Annotated in this window: 13 protein-coding genes; all 13 read right to left on the bottom strand. The window is 70.4% G+C overall.

Annotated elements, in window-relative coordinates:
- Position 1: 1 nt before the first annotated feature.
- Entirely contained in the window at positions 2-1369 is a 1368-nt protein-coding gene (locus tag ACMGEZ_RS24155) for a tetratricopeptide repeat protein (RefSeq protein WP_436824821.1), read from the bottom strand.
- Positions 1370-1454: 85 nt separating this feature from the next.
- Positions 1455-4133 (bottom strand): type VI secretion system ATPase TssH, encoded by a 2679-nt coding sequence (tssH, locus tag ACMGEZ_RS24150; protein ID WP_436824820.1) that lies wholly within the window; start codon positions 4131-4133, stop codon positions 1455-1457.
- A 37-nt stretch (positions 4134-4170) separates the two neighbouring features.
- Positions 4171-5235, bottom strand: a complete 1065-nt coding sequence (gene tssG / locus ACMGEZ_RS24145) for a type VI secretion system baseplate subunit TssG (RefSeq protein ID WP_436824819.1) — start codon at positions 5233-5235, stop codon at positions 4171-4173.
- On the bottom strand, positions 5232-7136 hold the full coding sequence (gene tssF, locus ACMGEZ_RS24140) for a type VI secretion system baseplate subunit TssF (RefSeq protein WP_436824818.1): 1905 nt from the start codon (positions 7134-7136) through the stop codon (positions 5232-5234). Before tssF ends, tssG begins: the two co-directional genes overlap by 4 nt.
- A gap of 4 nt (positions 7137-7140) precedes the next feature.
- Positions 7141-7662 carry a type VI secretion system baseplate subunit TssE gene (gene tssE, locus ACMGEZ_RS24135; RefSeq protein WP_436824817.1) on the bottom strand — a complete coding sequence of 174 codons (522 nt, stop codon included), beginning with the start codon at positions 7660-7662 and terminating at the stop codon, positions 7141-7143.
- Positions 7655-8497 carry a type VI secretion system accessory protein TagJ gene (locus ACMGEZ_RS24130; protein ID WP_436824816.1) on the bottom strand — a complete coding sequence of 281 codons (843 nt, stop codon included), beginning with the start codon at positions 8495-8497 and terminating at the stop codon, positions 7655-7657. Before ACMGEZ_RS24130 ends, tssE begins: the two co-directional genes overlap by 8 nt.
- 26 nt (positions 8498-8523) lie before the next feature.
- Positions 8524-9078: a hypothetical protein gene (locus tag ACMGEZ_RS24125; protein WP_436824815.1), complete on the bottom strand. Its 555-nt coding sequence runs from the start codon at positions 9076-9078 to the stop codon at positions 8524-8526.
- A gap of 229 nt (positions 9079-9307) precedes the next feature.
- Positions 9308-10948, bottom strand: coding sequence for a murein transglycosylase A (mltA, locus tag ACMGEZ_RS24120; protein WP_436824814.1), 1641 nt, complete (start codon positions 10946-10948; stop codon positions 9308-9310).
- A 56-nt stretch (positions 10949-11004) separates the two neighbouring features.
- The gene (locus ACMGEZ_RS24115; RefSeq protein ID WP_436824813.1) at positions 11005-12873 is read right to left on the bottom strand and encodes a protein kinase domain-containing protein; all 1869 of its coding nucleotides are present in this window, start codon (positions 12871-12873) and stop codon (positions 11005-11007) included.
- A gap of 859 nt (positions 12874-13732) precedes the next feature.
- On the bottom strand, positions 13733-14377 hold the full coding sequence (gene tagF, locus ACMGEZ_RS24110) for a type VI secretion system-associated protein TagF (protein WP_436824812.1): 645 nt from the start codon (positions 14375-14377) through the stop codon (positions 13733-13735).
- On the bottom strand, positions 14374-17979 hold the full coding sequence (tssM, locus tag ACMGEZ_RS24105) for a type VI secretion system membrane subunit TssM (RefSeq protein ID WP_436824811.1): 3606 nt from the start codon (positions 17977-17979) through the stop codon (positions 14374-14376). The genes tagF and tssM overlap by 4 nt, the downstream gene beginning before the upstream one ends.
- Complete coding sequence (locus ACMGEZ_RS24100; protein WP_436824810.1) at positions 17976-19301, bottom strand: DotU family type VI secretion system protein; 1326 nt, start codon at positions 19299-19301, stop codon at positions 17976-17978. The genes tssM and ACMGEZ_RS24100 overlap by 4 nt, the downstream gene beginning before the upstream one ends.
- Positions 19298-20629 (bottom strand): type VI secretion system baseplate subunit TssK, encoded by a 1332-nt coding sequence (gene tssK / locus ACMGEZ_RS24095; RefSeq protein WP_436824809.1) that lies wholly within the window; start codon positions 20627-20629, stop codon positions 19298-19300. The genes ACMGEZ_RS24100 and tssK overlap by 4 nt, the downstream gene beginning before the upstream one ends.
- Positions 20630-20636: the final 7 nt, after the last annotated feature.

Raw genomic sequence — 20636 nt, 5'->3', positions numbered from 1 at the left:
GCTAGTGCGCCGGGGACAGCGCCCCTTTCCTGCATGACACCACCCAGCCGTCCACGGGCTCGCCAGCCTCCGCGCGCAGCAGCACGCGCTCCAGGCTCTCGACCGCCAGGCCGGCGGCTGCGAGCACCTGGCGCAGGTAGCCCTCGCGGTGGCTGTAGCGGCCGTGGGCGTGGAGCCGGAAGCCGGCGCCCTCCTCGCCGGCCAGGGCCTCGACGGTGAAGACCAGCCAGCCCCCCGGCCGCAGGGCCTTCGCCGCGGCCTGGAAGCAGCGGCCCAGCTCGCCGAAATAGATCAGCACGTCGGCCGAGACGATGAGGTCGCAGGAGGCCGGCTCCGCGTCCTCGAGGAAGGCGGTGAGCTCGGCCTTCGTCAGCGTGTCGTAGACCTGCCGCAGCCGCGCCTTGTCGAGCATGCGTTGCGACAGGTCGACGCCGGCCAGGCGCCGCGCGTACGGTGCGATCAGCGGGCCGCACAGGCCGGTGCCGCAGCCGGCATCCAGCACGTCCAGCGCGCCCCGCGGCTCGCCCAGGTGCTGCGCCACGGCCTCGGCGACCTGCGCCGGCGCGCGGTAGTTCAGCCGCCCCAGCGTGCTGTCGAAAGTGTTGGCAAAGGCATTGAAAGTGCGCTCCACATAGGCGTCGGCCGCACGTTCCGGCACGGCCTCGCCCGAGCAGCCTGCGAGATGGTGCAGCGCCGTCGGGTCGCCGGGGTCCCGTTCCAGCCAGTCGCGATACACCTGCGCCGCCGCGTCCAACTGCCCGAGCCTGCGGTAGATCAGGCCCAGCAAGGGGCGCGCCAGCGTGAGCCCGGGGTTCAGGCGCAAGGCGTCGTTCAGGCATGCCAGTGCTTCGTCGTTGCGCGCCAGGCGCAGCAGCACGCGCCCGAGGTTGGCATGGATCTCGGCCCTGTCCGGGGCGAGCGCGAGGGCACGGCGCAGCGTCGCCTCCGCTTCCTTGAACCGCCCCCGTTCGTCCTGGAACACGCCGAGGTTGTTGTGGACGTCGGCGCGCTCCGGCGCCAGCCGCAGCGCCTGCTCGTAGGCCTCACCCGCCGCGTCCGCCTGCTCGTCCAGCAGCAGCACATTGCCGAGATTGCTGTACCAGCCGAACTGCTGGCCGTCCAGTGCGATGGCCGCGCGGATCAGCGTGATCGCCCGCACATGGTCGCCGCGCTGGTGCGCCGCCAAGCCCTTGAAATGCAGGGCCTCGGCATGGTCCGGCGCTGTTGCGAGAACGCGGTCGTAGCCTTGCTCCGCCTCGACGAACCTGCCGGCCTCGTGCAGCTCCCGGGCCCGGGCCCACTCCAGCGCCGGATCGAAGGCTTCGTCCGGCACCGCGGGCTGGACGATTGAATGTGAGAGGTTGCTCATCGGCGTTTGCTCCTTGTCATGTGCCGACGGTGAGTGGCCCGCACTCCCGATCAGTTCCACGACGAGGCCCATCTCTTCCTGGCATTCAGAACCCGTAGGCGAACTGCCCCTCGGCCACGCGCACCTGCACCCGCTCGATCGGCCTGCCTTCCATCATCCGGTTCAGGAACTCGCGGCTGATGTCGGGCAGCATCGTGTTGGTGAGGATCGCGTCGATCATCCGGCCGCCCGATTCGCTCTCGGTGCAGCGGCCGACGACCAGCTTCACCACGTCGTCGCCGTACTCGAAGGGGATCTGGTAGCGCGCCTCCACACGCTTCTTGATGCGCTTGAGCTGCAGCTCGACGATCTTCCCGAGCATCTCGTCCGACAGCGGGTAGTAGGGGATGGTCACCAGCCGCCCCAGCAGCGCGGGCGGGAAGATCTTCAACAGGGGCTCGCGCAGGGCCTTGGCCATGCCCTCGGGGCCGGGCATCAGCTCCGGGTCCTTGCACAGGCTGGCGATCAGGTCCGTGCCGGCATTGGTGGTCAGCAGGATCAGCGTGTTCTTGAAGTCGATGCTGCGGCCCTCGCCGTCTTCCATGAAGCCCTTGTCGAAGACCTGGAAGAACAGCTCGTGCACGTCGGGATGCGCCTTCTCGACCTCGTCGAGCAGCACCACGCTGTAGGGCCGGCGGCGCACGGCTTCGGTGAGCACCCCTCCCTCGCCGTAGCCCACGTAGCCGGGCGGCGCACCCTTGAGCGAGCTGACGGTGTGCGCCTCCTGGTACTCGCTCATGTTGATGACGATCATGTTCTGCTCGCCGCCGTACAGGGCCTCGGCCAGCGCGATCGCGGTCTCGGTCTTGCCCACGCCGGAGGTGCCGGCCAGCATGAAGACGCCGATCGGCTTGCCCGGGTTGTCCAGGCCGGCGCGTGCGGTCTGGATGCGCTTGGCGATCATCTCCATCGCGTGGTCCTGGCCGATCACGCGCTGGCCCAGCAGCGCGGGCAGCTTGAGCACGGTCTCGATCTCGTTGCGCTGCATGCGGCCGACGGGGATGCCGGTCCAGTCGGCGACGACCGACGACACGGCCTGCGAATCGACGGAGGGCAGGATCAGCGGGGATTCGCCCTGCACACTGCTGATGATGGTCTGCAGCTCGTGCAGCTCGGCCAGCAATGCGGTCCGATCCGGGGCGGCGCCCTCGGCCGCCGCCGCATCAATCGGCTTGTTGCCCTCGCGCAGCTTGCCGCGCAGTTCGAGCAAGCGATCGACCAGCCCCTTCTCTTCCTTCCAGCGCGCATCGAGCGTCTCGAGCTGCGCCTTCGCTTCCGCCAGCAGCGACTGCACCTGCGCCGAACGCTTGCCGACGTCGATGCCGATCGCCTCCTCGCGCCCGATGATCTCCTGCTCCACCGTCAGCGCCTCGATGCGCCGCTGGCAGTCCTCCACTTCCGGCGGGGTCGCATGCTGCGAGACGGCGACGCGCGCGCAGGCAGTGTCGAGCAGGCTCACCGCCTTGTCCGGCAACTGCCGCGCGGGGATGTAGCGGTGCGACAGCTTCACCGCCGCCTCGATGGCCTCGTCCAGCAGCTGCACGCGGTGGTGCTTCTCGAGCACGCTGGCCACGCCTCGCAGCATCAGGATGGCCTTGGCCTCGTCGGGCTCGGGCACCTGCACCACCTGGAAGCGCCGCGTCAGCGCCGGGTCCTTCTCGATGTACTTCTTGTACTCGGCCCAGGTGGTGGCGCCGATGGTGCGCAGGTTGCCGCGCGCCAGCGCGGGCTTCAGCAGGTTGGCCGCGTCGCCGGTGCCGGCCGCGCCGCCCGCGCCCACCAGCGTGTGGATCTCGTCGATGAACAGGATGATGGGCGTCGGCGAGGCCTGCACTTCGTCGATCACCTGCCGCAGGCGCTGCTCGAACTCGCCCTTCATGCTGGCACCGGCCTGCAGCAGGCCGATGTCCAGCGTGAGCAGCTTCACCTCCCTGAGCTGCGGCGGCACGTCGCCACGCGCGAGCCGCTGGGCAAAGCCTTCCACCACCGCGGTCTTGCCGACGCCCGCTTCGCCGGTGAGCAGCGGGTTGTTCTGGCGGCGCCGCATCAGGATGTCGACGATCTGGCGGATTTCCTCGTCCCGCCCGGTCACCGGATCCATCTCCCCTTTCCTCGCCTTCTCGGTGAGGTCGACAGCAAACTTCTTGAGCGCATCGCCCTTGCCCATGGCGGCCGGGGCGATCGCGCCGGTGTCCTCGCCGGGGGCACCGCTGCCGATGCCGGTGCCGTCCTGCGCGCGCATCTTCGATTCGGGCGAGGGGTCGCAGATCTTCGCGAAGTTGTCGGCCAGGTCCTCGACCTTGACCTTGTCGAACTGCCTCGACAGGCCCAGCAAGGGGTTGCGCAGGCTGGGCGTCTTGAGCATGCCCACCAGCAGGTAGCCGGTGCGCACCTGCGCCTCGCCGAACTGCAGCGTGGCATAGGTCCAGGCACGCTCGATGGCGTTCTCGATGTGCGGCGAGAAGTCGCTGATGGCGGTGGCGCCGCGCGGCAGGCGGTCGAGCGCGGCCGTCATGTCCTTGGCGATCACTGAAATATCCAGCCCGTAGTGCTGGACCACGCGGTGCAGGTCGGAGTCCTGCTGCTGCAGCAGCTGCGTGAACCAGTGCTCGAGTTCCACATACGGATTGCCCCGCATCTTGCAGAACACGGTGGCGCCTTCTATCGCCTTGTACGCAAGCGCATTGAGCTTGCCGAACAAGGCGGTGCGGCTGATTTCACTCATGGTGCTTCTCCATCCTCAGGACGAACGGCCCGGTTGTTCATTCAAGCGCGGCGCGCAGCAGCAGCGGCGCGTCGCCGTCGATGCGCACGTCGGCCGCGTCGCGCGCCCGACCGCGTGCGCCCAGCCACGACACCCAACCCAGGCGCGGCGCGTTGCCCGTGTGCGCACCCAGCCGCGTGGGCGGCACTCCCTCTTTCTCGAGGATCAGCTCGGCATCCCAGTACAGCTCGCCGCCCAGCAGCTGCTGCATCCAGCGCTGCAGCACCGGCCGCCCCGAGCCGATGGGCAGGAAATCGCGGTAGCGCTCCAGCGTGAGCGGCCCGATGTGCAGGCGCACGCGGTGCTGGCGGTCCCAGGCGCGCCGACCCAGCATCGCACCCATGCCCAGCGAACAGGCGGCCTCGCCGCGGCCAAGGCGGGTGAGCTCCTGCGCAGGCAGGGCCATCCAGTGGCCGACCCAGCGTTCCAGCCGGACCGGCACGCCGAAGTAGCTGGCGAGCACCGCCTCCACGCCTTCGGCGTTGTGCACGCGGCGCACCAGACGGCCCGCGAAATGCAGGCGCGCGTCGTCGTGGATCTCGTCGCGCTCCTGCCGCGCCGCGGTCCCGATGCCGACCAGCGCGCCGACCCGGCGGCGAAAGCCGTCTTCCTGCGGACGGTCCAGCCCGACCGCCGGCCGGGCCTGTGCCCAGGCGCGATAGAAGAAGAGCGCGAAGCGGTGCGAGAAGGTGTCGAGGAAGGCGAGCCAGGTCGGATCGCCGTGGTTGAGCACCCGCTCGCGGATGAAGTCGCTCAGATGCACCGGCAGCGGCCCGTTGGGCCCGAGGTAGCCGAAGAAATGTTGGCGCAGCCGCGGCGGCGAATGAGCGGTTGCAGCCTCGAAGCGGCTGAAGCTCGCGGGCGCGAAGGAAAGCGATGGCTCCTGCCCGACCCGCACCGGCTCCGCCCCCGGCAGCAGCGCGCGGCCCCAGCGCGGCGCAGTAACGGCCAGGCTTTCGAGCCGGCGCATGAGCGCGAAGTAGTCGTAGGCCCAGGGCTGATCCGCGCAGGCCTGCAGGCGCTGGGCCACGGTCTCGCCGCCGCGCGCGGCGTCGAACGTCAAAGGATCGGGCGTGCCCCGCACAGCGGCCTCCAGCGCATGATCTCGCCCCGGCCCGCGCTCGTCAGCACGGTCTCGACGAAATGATTGACCTCCACGTGCCGCGCCAGGTAGCGCGCCAGCACCGCGCCGAAGAGGAAGGCGCTGTGGCCATGGAATGCATTGCGGTCGACGTCCAGCGTGACTTCGAGCCCGCGGCCGAAGGCGATCGGCCCGGCCAGCGGCAGGCGGCGCGCCACCGGCTTCGCGCGTACCGAGAGCAGGCCGCGCACCTGGCTCTGCCGAACCTCGTCGGCATGCGTCGCATAGAGCATCAGCATCTCGCGCAGCGCGGCGGCGCCTTCCTGTGCGCTGCTGTCGGCCAGCGACAGATAGTTGAGCGCGAGGTGATCGATCACGCGCCAGCCCAGCCCCTGGCCCACCACCGGCGAGACCGGCCGCGAGGGCCCGCGCACCATGCGCACGCGCTGTGCCGGAAAGGCGTCGACGCAGTCGAAGTCGTTGTCGCGGCCAGCCGGCATCAGGAGCGGCAGGTCGCGGTTGGTGACCAGGGCGCTGACGGCCAGTTGCCGCAGCGAGCCGGCATAAGGGGCCTGCTGCGGATCGACGATCTGCATGTAGAGCTCGGAGCCGATGTGGCTGCTGCGATGCCCTTCCGTGCGCTGGCGCGTCGACATCATGCGCGGCTCGCGCGTGGTGGTGAAGTAGGCCGGGTGGCTGTGGCGGCTGCCGTGGAAGGCCGCGTAGAAGGGCAGGAAGACCTGCTCCGGCGGCGCACCCGCGCTGCCGGGCGCGCCGTGGCCCACCACCTCGGTGACGGTGTGCAGCTCGAAGTCCTGCGGCCGCGTGCGGTCCGGCACCAGGTGGAACTGGCTCACGCCTTCGCTGACCGGCACCCGGTCCAGCCGCTTGCCGAAGAGGTTGATGGCGGGCACGCAGTGCAGCTGCACGTTGTCGACGCCGACCAGCTTCTCCAATGCCGCATCGCCGCGCGAGAAAAGCACCACGACTTCGATCTCGGTCACCGCCATAGACGACAGCAGCGGCTGCAGCCCCGCGATGCGCGCGAACTGGAAGCGCTGCGGGAAGGCAAAGTATTCCTGCACCAGCCGATGGCCGGAGAAGCCGGTGGCGGTGACGGGCAGCAGCGCCTCGTCGTCCTCGAAGCCGATGGGCTGCAGCGCGCTCGCGGGCAGCGATCGCACCGCGCTGCCAGCCGCACCGGAAGCGCTGCCGCCCGCGGCCAGCGGCTGCACCAGCACGCCCAGCGGCTTGCCGAGCATGCATTCGTGCAGCTGCCAGGCCACGTCGTCGGCGCCGCCGAAATGCAGCACGAGCTCGTCCATCGGAATCTGGTCGAAGCGCAGGCCGGCGGTGGCAGCGAGCGCGATGCGCAGGCCGCCGCGGATCTCGCGCGATTGCGGATGCTGGGCCAGCGGCAGGTCCGGCGCGTAGCTGAAGTACTGCACGCGCCGCACCTCCACGGGCCAGAGCCGCAGCGCGCGCGAGGTGCGGAACTCGCAGTGCGTGTTCTGCCCCACCGCCGCACGCGCGCGCAGGCCGCTGCCGCGCGGCAGCGTGGGGCCGGTGGCGAGGCCGGCGTCGTCGGGATCGATGGCCATGGAGACCACCGCCATCGACGGCGTCGGCGCCATGAAGTTCGGATAGACGATGTCCAGCAGGTGCCCGGTGAAGCGCGGGTACTCGGCATCGAGCTTGAGGGCCACGCGCGCCGACAGGAAGGCGGTGGCCTCGATCAGCCGTTCGACATACGGATCGGCGACTTCCTGGCCCTCGATGCCAAGGCGGTTGGCGATCTTCGGAAAGGCCCGCGCGAACTCGGCCGAGCTCTCGCGGAAATAGCGCAGCTCCTGCTCGTACAGCGACAAGAGGCGCGGATCCATTTTCTTAGCGCTGCGGCCCCGGGTTGGACAGATCCTGGATCTCGATGCGTCCTTCTTCAAGGTCGATCCGGCTGCGCATCAGGAACTCCAGCGGCACGGGCTGGGCCCAGAGCATCCCGCGTACCTGCAGGCCGATCCGGTTGTGGGAGTCGAGTGCCGAGCCTTCCATGACGAGTTCAACTTCGAGTGTGCGAGCCAGGATGCGGGGCTCGAACTGCAGGATGGCGTTCTTCAGAGCCTGTTCCATGCTGACACGCTGCACCGATGAAGTGAACTGGCCGGACAGCATAGGCAATCCGTAGTTGAGCACCGAGCGTGCCGCGTGCGGGTAGCGCTTGTCGTCGTACGCGAGACCGTGGCCGGTGGCATTGAAGAGCCAGCCCAGGTCGCGCAGCACGGCCTGGCGCAGTGCCTGCCGCGTCAGCGTGCGCTTGTCGTCGCTCTCGCGCTGCTCGCCGGGCGCATGGTCCACGAGGCGGTCGAGCAGCGAGGGCTGCAGGCGCTCCTGGGCGGTGAGCTCAGGCATTCGCGGCGCCCTTTTGTTCCTCTTCTGGCGCTTCCTGCTGCGGCTCGAAGACGATCTCGCGCACATCGAGCAAGGCATGCTCGCCGGCATCGCTGCCGAGCATGCGCTGCCCGAGCCCGGCCCAGGCTTCGGCGCCAAGGTCGCGCCACTCGGTCTTGCGTGCGAGCTGCAGCGCGCCGTCGGCGCTCTTCTCGCTGCCCTCGTAGCGCACCGGCACCAGCGCGAGGCTCTCGCCGCCGTTCTCGAACTGCAGGTGCGCGGGCAGCCAGACGCAGTCGCGCAGGTCCTCCGGCGCCTCGAACCTGACCTGCGCCAGGCGCGCGAAGGGAATCCAGTAATAGCGGCCGTTGACGAAGGCCTCGAGCACCGGGCCCAGGCGCATGTCGGCATCGGCCAGCCACTCGAATCGCTGGCCGTCGAGCGTGCCGGCGGTGGCGGGCGCGGCATCGAAGGCGCGCCGGCGCAGGTCCTCGGCCAGCTCGGCTTCGCCGCGCCCGCGGCGCAGCAAGGACTCGATCAGCAGCGCCAGCCATTCGTCGGGCTGGCCGAACACCATGGGCGTGCGGGTGCCGGCGAAGACCTCCGCGCGCAGGCCCTCGCAGCGGATCGCCTCGCCGTAGACCTGCTTCATCGGCACGGCCAGCGCATCGAGCTCGGCCGCGACGCCGAGCTGGTTGAGCGCGCGTTCCCACTGCCCCAGCACGCACAGCAGCTGTGCGAGGAAGACGCGCAGCTTGCTGTCGGCCGGCCTGGCGCGCACCTCCTCGGTCAGGGCCTTGAGCGCGCCGGCGGCATCGGCGGCTTGCAGGTACTCGGCGGCATTGGTGGTGGTCATGCTTGTGGCCCTCGCTCTTTCTTTCTTCACTTCTTGAAGCTGCAGGTGCGCACCGCGCCGCGCAGGCCGCTGCCGCCTTGCGGCGCGGTGCGGATCTCGAGGTCGCGGTACTCGATCTGGAGGATCTCGCGCGGCCGCTTGGGACCGGGGCCGGTCAGGATGGTGTGGTTCAGCAGCCGTGCCTGGCCGAGCTCGATCTCGAGCTGCGCCTGCATGTCCCTGGCGGTGTCGCCGCCGGCATGGAAGACGGAGAGCACCACCTTCAGGTCGCTCACCTGGTCGCGCAGCAGGCTGGCAAGCGAGGCGCTGGCGGCGTCGCAGTCGCGCACCACGAAGATGGCGGCCGCGCGCAGCTGGCCCTTGGTGGAGCCCGGCGGCGAGAGCACGTCCATCTGGTAGCGGAAGCCGGCCACCTCCAGGCGCGGCTTGCCGTCTTCGAACTCGCGCTTCGCCTCGCCTTCGATCGGCTTGCCCTTGGCCTCGACCAGCATCCAGAAATCGTCGCCGTCTTCGCGGGGCACGAGGTCGAGCAGGCGCAGGGCCTCGTCGGGGTCCACTGCTCCATCCATTGTCCAACCCATGGCTTTCTCCTCAGGAACTTCGAACGTGGGGAAACAGCAAGGGGACTTTTCGGTACGTTGCTGTTGTGTTGAGTGCGGGGGCCGGGATTTCGCCCCGGCTCCAGCCCTTGATCAAGCGCAACGTCCCCATCAAAGGCCCGGTGCCCCCACCCCAACCCTCCCCCGGAGGGGGAGGGAGAGGGAGAGGGAGTGGCAGCGAGACAGCAGCACTCATGGCGCCTCCACCGATTCAGTCATCGACGCAGGCGTCCTCTTGCTGCACCAGGCATTGCGGCAGGTCCGCGCCCACCGCCGCGCCGCGCGTGCGAATCGACGAACTCGCCGCCGCCGCCACTGCAAGCCCGCGCGGCAGCAGGATCCAGAGCTGCCCCCGCTCCTTCATGCGCCGCGCCTGGTTGGCGGCGTGCTGGCCGTTGCCGAAGAAGTAGTCGGCCCGCACCGCGCCGCGGATCGCGCCGCCGGTGTCCTGCGCAATGGTGAGCCGCTGCATCGGTGCGCCGCTGTCCGGCGCCCGCGTGGAGACGAAGACGGGAAAGCCCAGCGGCGTGCTGCGCGGATCGACGGCGATCGAGCGCCCGGCCGACAGCGGCACGCCGAAGGCGCCGACCGGCCCGCCGGCGCCGCTGTCGGCTTCCTTGAAGAAGACGTAGCTCGGGTCCTTGATGCCCGAGCCGATCACCGGGCCGGCGGCGCGCCGCCCCGGCACCACCACCGCGCCGCTGGCCGCCGGCAGCGCCAGGGTGAAGCCGCGGGTGCGGATGGCCGGGGTGTCCGCCACCTCGTCGTCGCCGTCGTCCAGCTCGAGCTCGAGCGACAGGCCGCGCGTCTTCACCCGGCTGAGCGTCTTGCCCGATCTCGACTGCGCGAGCGTGGGCCGGAAGGGCTGGCCGTTCTGCTCGGCGTACGCGACGCGGACGATTTCGCCGCTGGGCAGGCGGATGCGGCCCGAGCCCTGGATCTGCATTTCATAGAGCGCGGTGGCGCTGCTCACGAAGGCCAGCACGCGGGCGTTGGGCGCGCCCTTGGTCTCGATCTCTTCGCGGGTGTAGTAGGGCAGCAGGCGGCGGCCCTCGATGCGCAGGCGCACCTTGCGGTCCAGCGTGTCGCGCGTGATGCCCGAAAGGTCCAGCGCATAGAGGCCCGGCGCGCCAATGTCGCGCGTCGACAGCCCCTGCTGCACCACCACGTTGCGGCCCTGCACGCGCGCGGCCACCGTGCCGGTGCCGGGCGGCAGCTTGCGCGCGTCGGCGAACAGCATGTCCTCGGGCTGACCGTAGACCGGGTAGATGTGGGGCGGCGCGTAGTTGCGGCTGCCGGCGATCTCGGGCTCGAAGTAGCCGGTGACCACGCCGTCGGGCCTGCGGTCGTCGTCGCGGATCTGGTAGGCCGAGAACTCGCGCTCGAAGAAGCTGCGGATGGCCGGGTTGCTCTTCGCGTCCACCACGAGCGCGCGCTGGCAGATCTGCCGCCACTCGGCACCGCGGCCGGTCAGCACCTTGCAGCTGCCGAGGAAGGCGGGCCAGGTCTCGGCGAAGTCGTCGCGGCCCCAGCCGGGCAGGGTCTCGTAGGTCACGGCGGTATAGGTCGCGAGCTGGGTCGAGAAGCTGCGCGCCTGGCCGGCCACGCTGGCATTGGCGCTGGACGGGCGCGAGGCCACCGGTTCCGGCGCGGCGGGCGCGAGCGCCGATGCCGGCGCGGCCACCGCCGGTGAAGTAGGCGCGCTCGGCGCGGTCGATGCGGTCGAGGCCGTCGATGCGGCATTGGGCGCCGGCATCGTGGCGCAGCCCGCGAAGAGGGCCGACGCGGCCGCGGCGAGCGCCAGGCGCATGGGTGCGAGAGGCTTCGGGCAAAGAGGCTGGGTGCTGCTCATGCGGATCTCCTGGTCTCTGAAGGATGGGGCGCGACGGCCCGTCGCCTTGAAGACGATTACTTCTCCGTGATCTTGAAAAAGGCCGTGCCATAGGCGTCGTTGCACGGCGTGCCGGGCGCACACACCGGCTTGCCCAGCAGCGGCGGCGGCCCGCTGCCGCGCGTGGCCTCGAGCGCCGCCAGTACCGGCAGCGGGAATTGCGGAAACACGCCCTCGCTCTGGATGCCCGAGCCGCTGAAGTCGCGCTCCTGCGCGCTGACCAGCACCGCGAACTGGTTGACGCCGGCCGGCCCGCCCGCGTTCATCGGCCAGGAGGCGCGCGGCAGCGCGAAGCTCTGGCCGGCGCCGATCTTGTTGTGCTTGTCGAGCAGGTTGGGGAACAGCAGGAACAGCTCGCCGCCGCTGGACAGCAGGTAGACGTAGACGTAGCCCTCGCGCTTGCTGCGCAGCTCGAAGCCCAGCTTGTCCTTGCCGATCGTGACCTCGCTCTTGCGCGCGCTAGCCGTCACTTCGAAGCCGGGCGCGGCGCCCTCGGCCAGCGACAGCAGCGACTCGGCCGGCGTGCGCGGCTGGGCGGATGGCGGCGGCGGTGCCGGCGGCGGCGGTGCGGGCGCCTGGGCAACGTCGGCGGGAGGCGATGGCGCGGCGACGATCGGCGGCTTGCCGTCGTCGATGCCGACAGCGCGGCCTTGCCACCACCACCAGCCGCCGGCTGCAGCCAGCACGACCACCGCGGCCACGCCGCCGAGGGCCGCGCCCTTGCCCTTGGGGGGTGCCGCGGGCGCAGGAGGCGGCGGCATCCGCGCGCGCCCCGACGAGGGCGATGGACCGGCTGGCGGCCGGATCAGCGTCGCACTGCCATCGAGCCCCAGCGCCTCGCGCAGCGCCGCCATGGACTGCGGCCGCGACTCCGGACGCACGCCCAGGCCGGCATCGATGGCGGCGAGCAGGCGGGATCCGTAGCGTTGGCGCAGCGCCTCGTTGCCAGACAGCGGCACGTAGCTGTCGGCCAGCAGCCGGGCCACCGAGGGCGGCGGCGCGCGCCCGCTCACGGCCACGTGCATCACGGCCGCGAGCGCATAGACGTCGGTCCACGCGCCCTGCGTCATGTCGGGCATCTCGGCGTACTGCTCGATGGGCGCGTAGCCGGGCTTGAGGATGACGGTGATGGCCTGCGTCTTGTCGGTGATCACCCGCCGCGCAGCGCCGAAGTCCAGCACCACCGGCCGGCCCGAGTCCTCGAGCAGGAGGATGTTGTCGGGCGCGATGTCGCGGTGATAGCAGTGGGCCGCATGCATCACCGCCAGCGCCTGCGTCACGCCATCCATGATGTGCAGCAGCCAGCCCTCGTCGGCGCCGCCCGGCATCGCGTGCAGGGCCTGGCGCAGGGTGTCGCCGCGGTAGAAGGGCATCACCATGTAGGCGGTGCCGCGCTCCTGCCAGAAGCGGTAGACCTTGAGCAGCGAGGGATGGTCGAACTGCGCCAGCAGGCGCGCCTCGTTGATGAAGCTGCGCATGCCGAGCTCGAAGGTCTCGCGGTGCCGCTCCGACAGGGGTGCAACGGTGCCGTCCCCCTGGCGGGTGGACAGCGAGCTGGGCAGGTACTCCTTGATCGCGACCACGCGCTCGAGCGTCGGGTCCCAGGCTTCGTAGACCACGCCGAAGCCGCCCTGGCCGACCACGCGCGTGACCTCGAACTCTGCGAGGTGGCTGCCGATGGGGAGCAGGCCGGGCTGGTCGGTGTTGCTCGGTGGCGTGCGCGAGGTCGGTGCGAGGGTTGGTGCCTGGGTGGACGGGATCGTCGGACTGCCAGTGGTGATGACGGTCGCGCCATCGTCCTGCTTTGGGCGGGCGGTGATGACCTGCGTGGGGTCGTCGGCGCCTGTTGACGGCAAGGTCCGCGTGTTGGGGTCCGGCTCGGTCATGGGGAAACCTCTTCCGGGGTTCTTTCGGACCTTGCGCTGGGTCCGAGGCAGGAGCCGGGAATTCGCCCCGGCGGGCGAGTCACTTTCTTTGTCTCGCCAAAGAAAGTAACCAAAGAAAGGCGACCCCACTGCGCGCGTCCCTCCGCTTCGCTACGGGCAACCTGCGGTGCTCGCTTTTCGCGGGGTCCGCGCAAACTCGCCTGCGGCTCAAACACGCGCGGCCCTTTATCCGCGAAAAGCTGCGCTCCTCGGCACGCGCAGAGGGGATTTGAACTCCAACGCGCCATGGCGCGTCCTTGAGTGGGGTGCAGGTTGGCGTGAGCTCCGGGTCCTCGCTCGCGCTGACACTCGCGCACACGCACACGCACACGCACACGCACACGCATGTGCTGGTGCTGGTGCTCGTGCTCGTGCTCGTGCTCGTGCTCGTGCTCGTGCTCGTGCTCGTGCTCGTGCTCATGCTCACGTCCGAGCGCACACGCATGCATCTGTTCCAGGCCTCGCGCAGCGAGGCCGTTGGTGGCCGAGCGAAGCAATGGCCCGACCGTCCCCCAATCCCCTCTGCGCGCGCCGAGGAGCGCAGCTTCAGGCGGAAAAAGGGCCGCGCGTGTTTGAGCGAAGCGAGTTTGCGCGGACCCCGCCTGAAGCGAGCACCGCAGGTTGCCCGCAGCGAAGCGGAGGGTCGCGCGCAGTGGGGTCGCCTTTCTTTGGTAACTTTCTTTGGCGAGACAAAGAAAGTGACTCGCCCGCCGGGGCGAAATCCCGGCTCCGCACTCAACAAAAACACAACGTACGAAATCACCCGAACAAGCGCCCTCACCCCAACGAGGGAGAGGGGAAGGGACCAACACAGCCGCCGTCATGACCCCGCCTCCTGCCGCCCACTCGTTTCCCCCCCAAACCCGAACAGCGCCTCGAACTGCTCATCCTGCGGCAACCCCTGACTCGTCATGCCCGGCCCATGCTCGCCCCCCGGATCGGTGAACCACAGCGAGTGCCCCACCTCCGGCAGCGCCAGCGGCGAACGCTCCCCCGCCGCCACCTCGGCTCCGTAATCGGCGAACAGCTCTTCAAGACGCGCATCGAATCGCGGCGCATCGAAGTCCTGCTCCAGCCCTTCGACCGCAGCCTGCGCAGCCAGGGTCCACCAGCGTTGCGTGCGCGCCAGCACCTCGCCTTCCAACGCCGTGCGCGAGGACACCAGCTCGGCCGCCAGCGTCAACGGGAAGTAGCGCCCGACGCCGTCGACCGAGGGCATCAGCACGCCGAGCCAGCCGGGGGTGCCGATCACGCCTTCGCCCAACACGAAGCACCACAGCGGCGCCTTGAGGTAGCGCTCGGTCCAGTCGGGATGCCGCGCGCGCAGCCTGGCGAAGCCGTTCTGCAGCCACCGGTCCCACGCATCGCGAAACACGGTCGGCATGCGCCGCTGCGCGAAGTCGCCCATGCCGGGTAGCTTGCCGAACCAGCCGGGCGCGGCCGTAGAGCCTTCCTCCTGAATCACAGCCCCTCCGGACAAGCGAACTCGCGCAACTCGCGCAGGCGGATCGGATGCTGCACGCTGTTGGTCGTGACCTCGAAGCGGGTCTTGCGCGCGCCGACCTGGAAGGTGATGAAGAACTTCTCGGGCGCGTCGCCGGCCTCCAGCTGCCCGTCGTCGAGCACGCGGAACAGGGCCCACGGCCCATCCACCGCCATGCCCGAGGGACCGCTGGCCGAGGGCGGGGCGACCTGCACCCGCACCTGGTTGCTGCCCTTGGGGCCGGGCCACTGCACGGCCATCGGCACCACCGGGCCGTGCGCGTACTTCACCAGCTGGCCGTCGACATCGAGGATGAACTGGGTGATGCCGGCATCCATCTCCACCGGCTTGAAGTCCAGCCGCATCGCGGGCGTGCGGCCGGCGGCGCGGAAGAAGATCTCCTTGATGCGCGCGGCGCGCTCGAACTGCGCGACGGCCTGCGCGGTGATCGCGCCCTGCTCCGCCACCGGCTTGTAGCGCCAGGGCCGGGTGCTGGTGTCGACCAGCGCGGCCAGCCGCTTCTGGAAGAACTCGTCCATCATCCCGCCGGGGCCGAACATCTGGCCGAAGTCCTCGGGCAGCACATCGCGCTTGCTGCCGTTGACGAAGGGGTAGCGCCCGGCAATCGCGCGGTGGCAGAACTCGGTGACCGGCCGCAGGTCCAGGCTCAGGCTGCCGCGCTCGGCCACGCGGGCCTGGGTGGCGCCGGACTGGCTCAGGTTCTCGACCATCGAGCGCACCGGCTCGGGCAGCCGGCCGGCATCGGACTTGAGCTTGCCCGCGACATCGCCGGGCGGCGGCGAAGTGCGGCTCTTGACCGCGGTGTCCACTGCGGTGAGATAGACGTAGACCTCGTTGAAGAGCTTGAGCGCGTCATCGATGGGCGCAGGCCCGCCGGGCGTGGGCGCGGTGACCATCCGGCGCAGCGGCTCGAAGCGGTCGTCCACGATGCTCTCGATGCGCTTGCCCGCGGCCACCGGCTTGTTGGGGTCGCCGCCGAACAGTTCCTCCAGGCCCTTGCGGGTGTTGCGCACGGTCTCGCTGGCCTTGGCGACGACGTCCTTGCCCTGCTGCTCGGCCGGCGTGAGCGTGGTCTCCTTGACGACCGCGCGCAGGAAGCTCGCGAGCGGCGAGCCGACGCCCGAGAGGATGCGCGCGTTCTCGATGTTCTTCTCGAGGCCGGTGGCGCGAACCAGGCGCACGTCGGCCAGCAGGGCCTCCCACACCTTCGCGTATTCCTCGAGGTAAAGCCGGCGCACGCGATCGGTCAGCGCGCCCAGCGCGGCGGCGTCGCGCAGCCGGTCGGCCGCGCCACGCTCCTGGCCCAGCACCCACGGGTCCTCGCTGGCCAGCAGGCCGGTGACCACGGTCACCTCGTTCTGGAAGCGCTTGTGGTAGCCGTCGTAGGTGAACATCCCCGGCACGCCGTCCGCGAGCGGCTTGCCGCTGGCACGCTCGAAGACCAGCGGGCCGGCGGGGCCGGCAGCCGCGGCGACGCTGAAGGGCGGGATGTCCTTGCCCAGGCGCTGGCGCTTGAGCCGGCTGAACACGCGCTGCTCCAGCGGGTAGCTGGCGAGCACGGCGCGCACGTTGCGCACCAGCGCCTCGTCCATCTTGAGCGGCGAGCGCGGCGGGCCCTGGGCGATGAGCACATCGAGCTGGTCCTCGAGCAGCTTGCGCTGGTCCTCGGGAATGCCACGGTCGAGGTTGCGCGCCCAGTCGAGCGTGATCCAGGCCTTCAAGGCTTCGGCGTCGAAGCGGTCGGGCTGGTGCAGCATCAGGTAGGTCTTGAGCGCCTCGTAGCTGAACTCGAGGTTGTCCTTCTGCGCGGTTCGCAGCTGGTCCTCGATGCGCTTGGCGAGCTGCGGCAGGAAGACCTCGTTGAGCGCGCGCTGGTGCGCCAGCATGGCGGCGGCGTCCAGCTTGTCGCCCTGGTAGAGGCCCAGGGTCATCGACAGGGGCTCGTCGCCCTCGCGGTTCTCGGGCACCTTCCAGATGTTGCGCAAACCCTGCAGCACGGGCGCGACCTCGACCAGGTTCGACACGCGCGCCGGCAGCGCGGCCAACTGCTGGCGCGCGGGTGCGATGCGCGCGTCGACCGCCTTCAGGTACTCGAGGTTGCGCCAGCCGCTCCAGCCCCAGCCCGCCAGCAATGCGAGCGTGACCAGCGCCATCGCCGCCAGCCCGGCCACGCGCAGCCCATGGCGGCGCCGCTCCAGCTTGACGTCGGCGCCGGCCAGGCGCTGTTCGGGGAAGACCACGTCGCGCAGCAGCGAGGTGAGGAAGTAGCTGCGCCCGCTGCTCTTCTGCGGCGGCAGCATCGCGCGCTCCAGCCCGAAGCTGCGCGAGAGCGCGCCCATCACGCGGTCGATGGGGCTGCCCTCCTGCGTGCCGCTGGTGAAGTAGACGCCGCGCACCCAGGGCGGCTGGCTGAAGCGCGAGCCGGTGAAGACCTGGTCGAGCAGGTCGGCGAGCAATGGTTCGATGGAACCGAACTGCGCCGGAAATCCGAAGATCGCGGCGCGCCGCGTGCCCTCGGTCTCGCGCTGCATGCGCTGGATCAGCGCATCGTTGACGCGCGCATGCAGCAGGCCGAACTCGCGATGGAAGGCGGTGGCGAGCCCCTTCTCGTCGACCACAGCGCCCTCCTCGGCCGGCAGCGTGAAGCCGAAGACCTGCGCGCGCTGCTCCTTGCCGAGGTCGGCGAAGTATTCACCGAAGCCGTAGAGCAGGTCGCTCTTGGTGACCAGCACATACACCGGCAGGCGCGTGGCGAGCTTGGCGTCGAGCTCCAGCAGGCGCGCGCGGATCGAGGCCGCGAGCGTGCTGCGCGCCTCGGCGTTCTGCGACAGCAGGTCCTGCACGCTGACGGTGAGGAACACGCCGTTGAGCGGGCGCCGCGGGCGCACCTTCTTCAGCAGGCCGAGGAAGCTCTCCCATGCGCCCTTGTCCTCGGCCTGGTGGCTGTCCTGGGTGGTGTAGCGGCCGGCGGTGTCGATCAGCACCGCGTCGTCGGTGAACCACCAGTCGCAGTTGCGCGTGCCGCCGATGCCGCGGATCGCGCCGGGGCCGAACTTCTCGGCCAGCGGGAAGGACAGGCCGGAGTTGACCAGCGCCGTGGTCTTGCCCGCCCCCGGCGCGCCGATGAAGACGTACCAGGGCAGGTCGTACAGGTAGCTGCCGCCCGAGAGCGAGAGCCAGTCGCGCCAGCCCGGCTTGCGGCCGGCGGCATGCAGGCGCATCTTCTTGAGCGTGGCGACGGCTTCGGTGAAGCGCGCGTCCAGCACCTTGCGCTCGCCGCCATCGTCGCCCGCGGCGGCCGGCGCGGCCTGCGACTTCGTCAGCCCGTCGGTGAGGTGCTGGCTGGCCTTGCGCACGCGCCAGCGGCGCCACGCCGCGCGCAGCAGCACCAGCAGCACGACGGCGCCGATCAGCACGGCGCGCGAGAGCTCGCTCTCCAGCGGGGCCAGCTCGCCGATGCGCACCAGCGGCCCGATCCACCAGACCAGCAGCGCGACGACGAGGAGCGCCAGCAGCGTCAGCAGCACGGGATGGAAGAGCCATCCGAAGAGCTTCTTGATCATCGCCTGGCCTCCGACAGCTCGGCGGCCACACGCTCGGGTGGGGAGAGCAACACGACCTCGACGCGGCGGTTGCGCGCACGATTCGCTGGCGTGTCATTGGCTGCGACCGGCTCGGCGTCCGCCTTGCCGTCGGAGCGCATGCGGGCCGGCTCGACCAGGGTGGAGAGCGCGCCCTTCACCGCATCGGCCCGCGCCGCCGACAGATGCCAGTTCGACGGATAGCGCATCGAACGGATCGGCTGGTTGTCGGAATGGCCGGTGATCAGCACCTCGCCCTTGACCTCGGCCAGCGCCTGGCCGATGCGGTGCAGCACGGGCAGCGTCTGCGCCATCGGCTCGGCGCTGCCGGAGCCGAAGAAGCTGTCGCCACGCAGCCGCACGGTGCTGCGATCGGCTTCGTCGGTGACGGTGACCAGGCCTTGCCTGATCTCGGCCTCGAGAAACTTCGCGAGCCGCGGCGACTTGGCCAGGATGGCCGGCGGCGCGATCTGCAGGTTGGGCACGCGCAGGCTGGAGACGGCCGAATAGGTGGCGTCGGAGCGCTGGTTCAGCGCGAGCCGGAAGCCGAACCAGGCCAGCGCCAGCAGCAGCGCGAAGCCCGCCGCGAACACCCACATCGGCAGCGACTCGCGCAGCCGCACCGTGCCCGCGCCCTGCCCGCGCCAGTGCGGCGAGAGCTCGGGCTCGACCGGCGGGCGTTCCTTGGCGATGAGCTCGGCCAGGCGCTGGCGCACGCTGTCGAGTTGGGCGCGGCCGTTCTCCACCACGCGGTAGCGGCCCTCGAAGCCCAGCGCGAGCACGCAATAGATCAGCTCCAGCAGCGGGCGATGGGTGGGCACGTCCTGCGCGAGCCGGGCCAGCAGCTGGAACACCTTCTCGCCGCCCCAGGTCTCGTTGTGGAACTGCACCAGCAGGCTCTGCTTGTTCCAGCCGGCCTGCGCCCCCCACGGCGTGTTGGCCACCGCTTCGTCGAGAGAAGTGCAGAGCACGTAGCGCGCGGCCATCACCGAGTCGTTGGAGACGCCGGCGCGGCGCACGGCGGCATCGAACTGGTTGACGGCTTCTGCAGTCGAGGCGCGCAGCGCCGGCACGTTGGGCGCGTGGACCATGTTGCGCAGCTGGCCCATCAGCACCAGCAGCTTGCCCGCGGCCGACACCACCGGATTGAGCAAACCCAGCTCGCCGAGCTCGACCGGCAGCGGCTCGACGTTGCCCGTGGGTGCGGGTGGCGGCACCGGCGCCGCACCGCCCGGTGCACGCGGCTTGGGCTTGATGACCGTGCGTTCCGACTCGAAGGCCGCGAAGGGGTCGGGGGTCGTCATGATCGAATCGCCCAGAAGGCGAGGTCCAGTCCGGGGAAGTCGCCGGCGATGTGCATCGCCATGCCGCCGGACTGCTCGAGCTGCCGCCACAGGTCGCTGTTGCGCGTCTCCAGCTCGAAGTAGTTGGCGCCCGCGTGGAAGGGGATCTGCCGCGGCGCCACCGGCAGCGGCATCAGGGTGACGCCCGGCAGCGCGAGGTTGACCAGGTCGCGGATGCGCTCCACCGGCCCGATCTTGACCTGCGTGGGGAAGCGCGCGCGCAGCGCCTCGCCGGGCATTTGCGCGTTGACCGCGAGCACGAAGGTGGCGTTGCGCTGCAGCTCCACGTCGGGGATCAGCGCCACGCGCACGCCGTGCTTGCGGTCGTGCAGCTCGATGCGGATGGCCGACTGCTCCAGCACCATCGAAAGGCTGCGGCGCAGGTCGTCCATCAGCGGCTTGAAGCTCGTCGCGAGCTCGTCGTGCACGTAGGGCGGAAAGCGGGCCACGCGGCGCGCATCGCGAAAGCTCGCGAGGTCGCCGGCCAGCGCCAACGCCTGCTCGAAGAAGCGCTGCGGGTGCAGCGTCGCGCTCTTCGCGAGATGCGCGAACACCGCCTCGTTGCGGTTGACGGTCTGCAGCAGCAGGAAGTCGGCGATCTCGGCCACGCCGCCGGTGCCGCCCTGCGTCATGCGCCCGGCCAGCGCCTCGCCGCGCTGGCGCAGCAGCCCCAGCAGCTCGTCGAGCCAGCCGCGGATGGCGGGATGGGCGGCCACGTCGAGCAGGGGCGGCAGCAGGGCGCGGTCGAGCTGCACCTGGTTGTCGGCGCGGCGCTCGACCACGCGGGCGACGTTGAGCGTGGTCCAGGCGTCGGTGGCGTCGCCCGCGCGCAGCAGGCGGGCATTGAGCGCGCCCAGCTGCAGCATGGCGGTGCGCTCGCCGGCGGTGTTGGAGTCGGGCACTTCGGTTTCGAGCACGCGGTGGCGCACCAGGTCCTCGTAGGCCTCGGCATCGGCCTCGCGCGCGCCAGCGCGGCGCAGCGGCAAGGCCAGCACCACCGCCTCGTCGCGCATCGTGGAAGGGATGTCGATGGGCTCGGGCAGCGGGTCGACCGCCGGCATGTCGAACACCGTGCCGTCGCCGAACACGCCCACGGCACGCACCAGCGCCAGCTTGCCCAGCGTGAGCGCGGCAGCGTCGATTTCGAGCTCGGCGAAGCCCCAGGCGTAGGGTGCGGTGGTCCGCAACAGCAGGTGCCGCGCATGGTCGGCATGGCGCTCGCTTTGCTGCAGGTGCTGGGGCTGCAGCAGCATCCCCTCGCTCCAAACCACTTTAGTTCGCCAGGTCATCCACGCT

It is taken from the genome of Variovorax stachyos (genome assembly GCF_051400855.1).
In the GTDB taxonomy this organism is placed as follows: Bacteria; Pseudomonadota; Gammaproteobacteria; order Burkholderiales; family Burkholderiaceae_C; genus Variovorax.
The sequence above is the reverse complement of the archived record's forward strand: the minus strand, read 5'-3'. Positions and strand labels throughout refer to the sequence as shown.

Bases quoted from the DNA above. Each gene is read 5' to 3' on its own strand.
- tssE (WP_436824817.1), bottom strand. From the start codon at position 7,662: ATGCCTGAGCTCACCGCCCAGGAGCGCCTGCAGCCCTCGCTGCTCGAC.
- ACMGEZ_RS24115 (WP_436824813.1), bottom strand. From the start codon at position 12,873: ATGACCGAGCCGGACCCCAACACGCGGACCTTGCCGTCAACAGGCGCC.
- ACMGEZ_RS24100 (WP_436824810.1), bottom strand. From the start codon at position 19,301: ATGACGACCCCCGACCCCTTCGCGGCCTTCGAGTCGGAACGCACGGTC.
- tssK (WP_436824809.1), bottom strand. From the start codon at position 20,629: ATGACCTGGCGAACTAAAGTGGTTTGGAGCGAGGGGATGCTGCTGCAG.
- tssM (WP_436824811.1), bottom strand. From the start codon at position 17,979: ATGATCAAGAAGCTCTTCGGATGGCTCTTCCATCCCGTGCTGCTGACG.
- mltA (WP_436824814.1), bottom strand. From the start codon at position 10,948: ATGAGCAGCACCCAGCCTCTTTGCCCGAAGCCTCTCGCACCCATGCGC.
- tssH (WP_436824820.1), bottom strand. From the start codon at position 4,133: ATGAGTGAAATCAGCCGCACCGCCTTGTTCGGCAAGCTCAATGCGCTT.
- ACMGEZ_RS24155 (WP_436824821.1), bottom strand. From the start codon at position 1,369: ATGAGCAACCTCTCACATTCAATCGTCCAGCCCGCGGTGCCGGACGAA.
- tssF (WP_436824818.1), bottom strand. From the start codon at position 7,136: ATGGATCCGCGCCTCTTGTCGCTGTACGAGCAGGAGCTGCGCTATTTC.
- ACMGEZ_RS24130 (WP_436824816.1), bottom strand. From the start codon at position 8,497: ATGACCACCACCAATGCCGCCGAGTACCTGCAAGCCGCCGATGCCGCC.
- ACMGEZ_RS24125 (WP_436824815.1), bottom strand. From the start codon at position 9,078: ATGGGTTGGACAATGGATGGAGCAGTGGACCCCGACGAGGCCCTGCGC.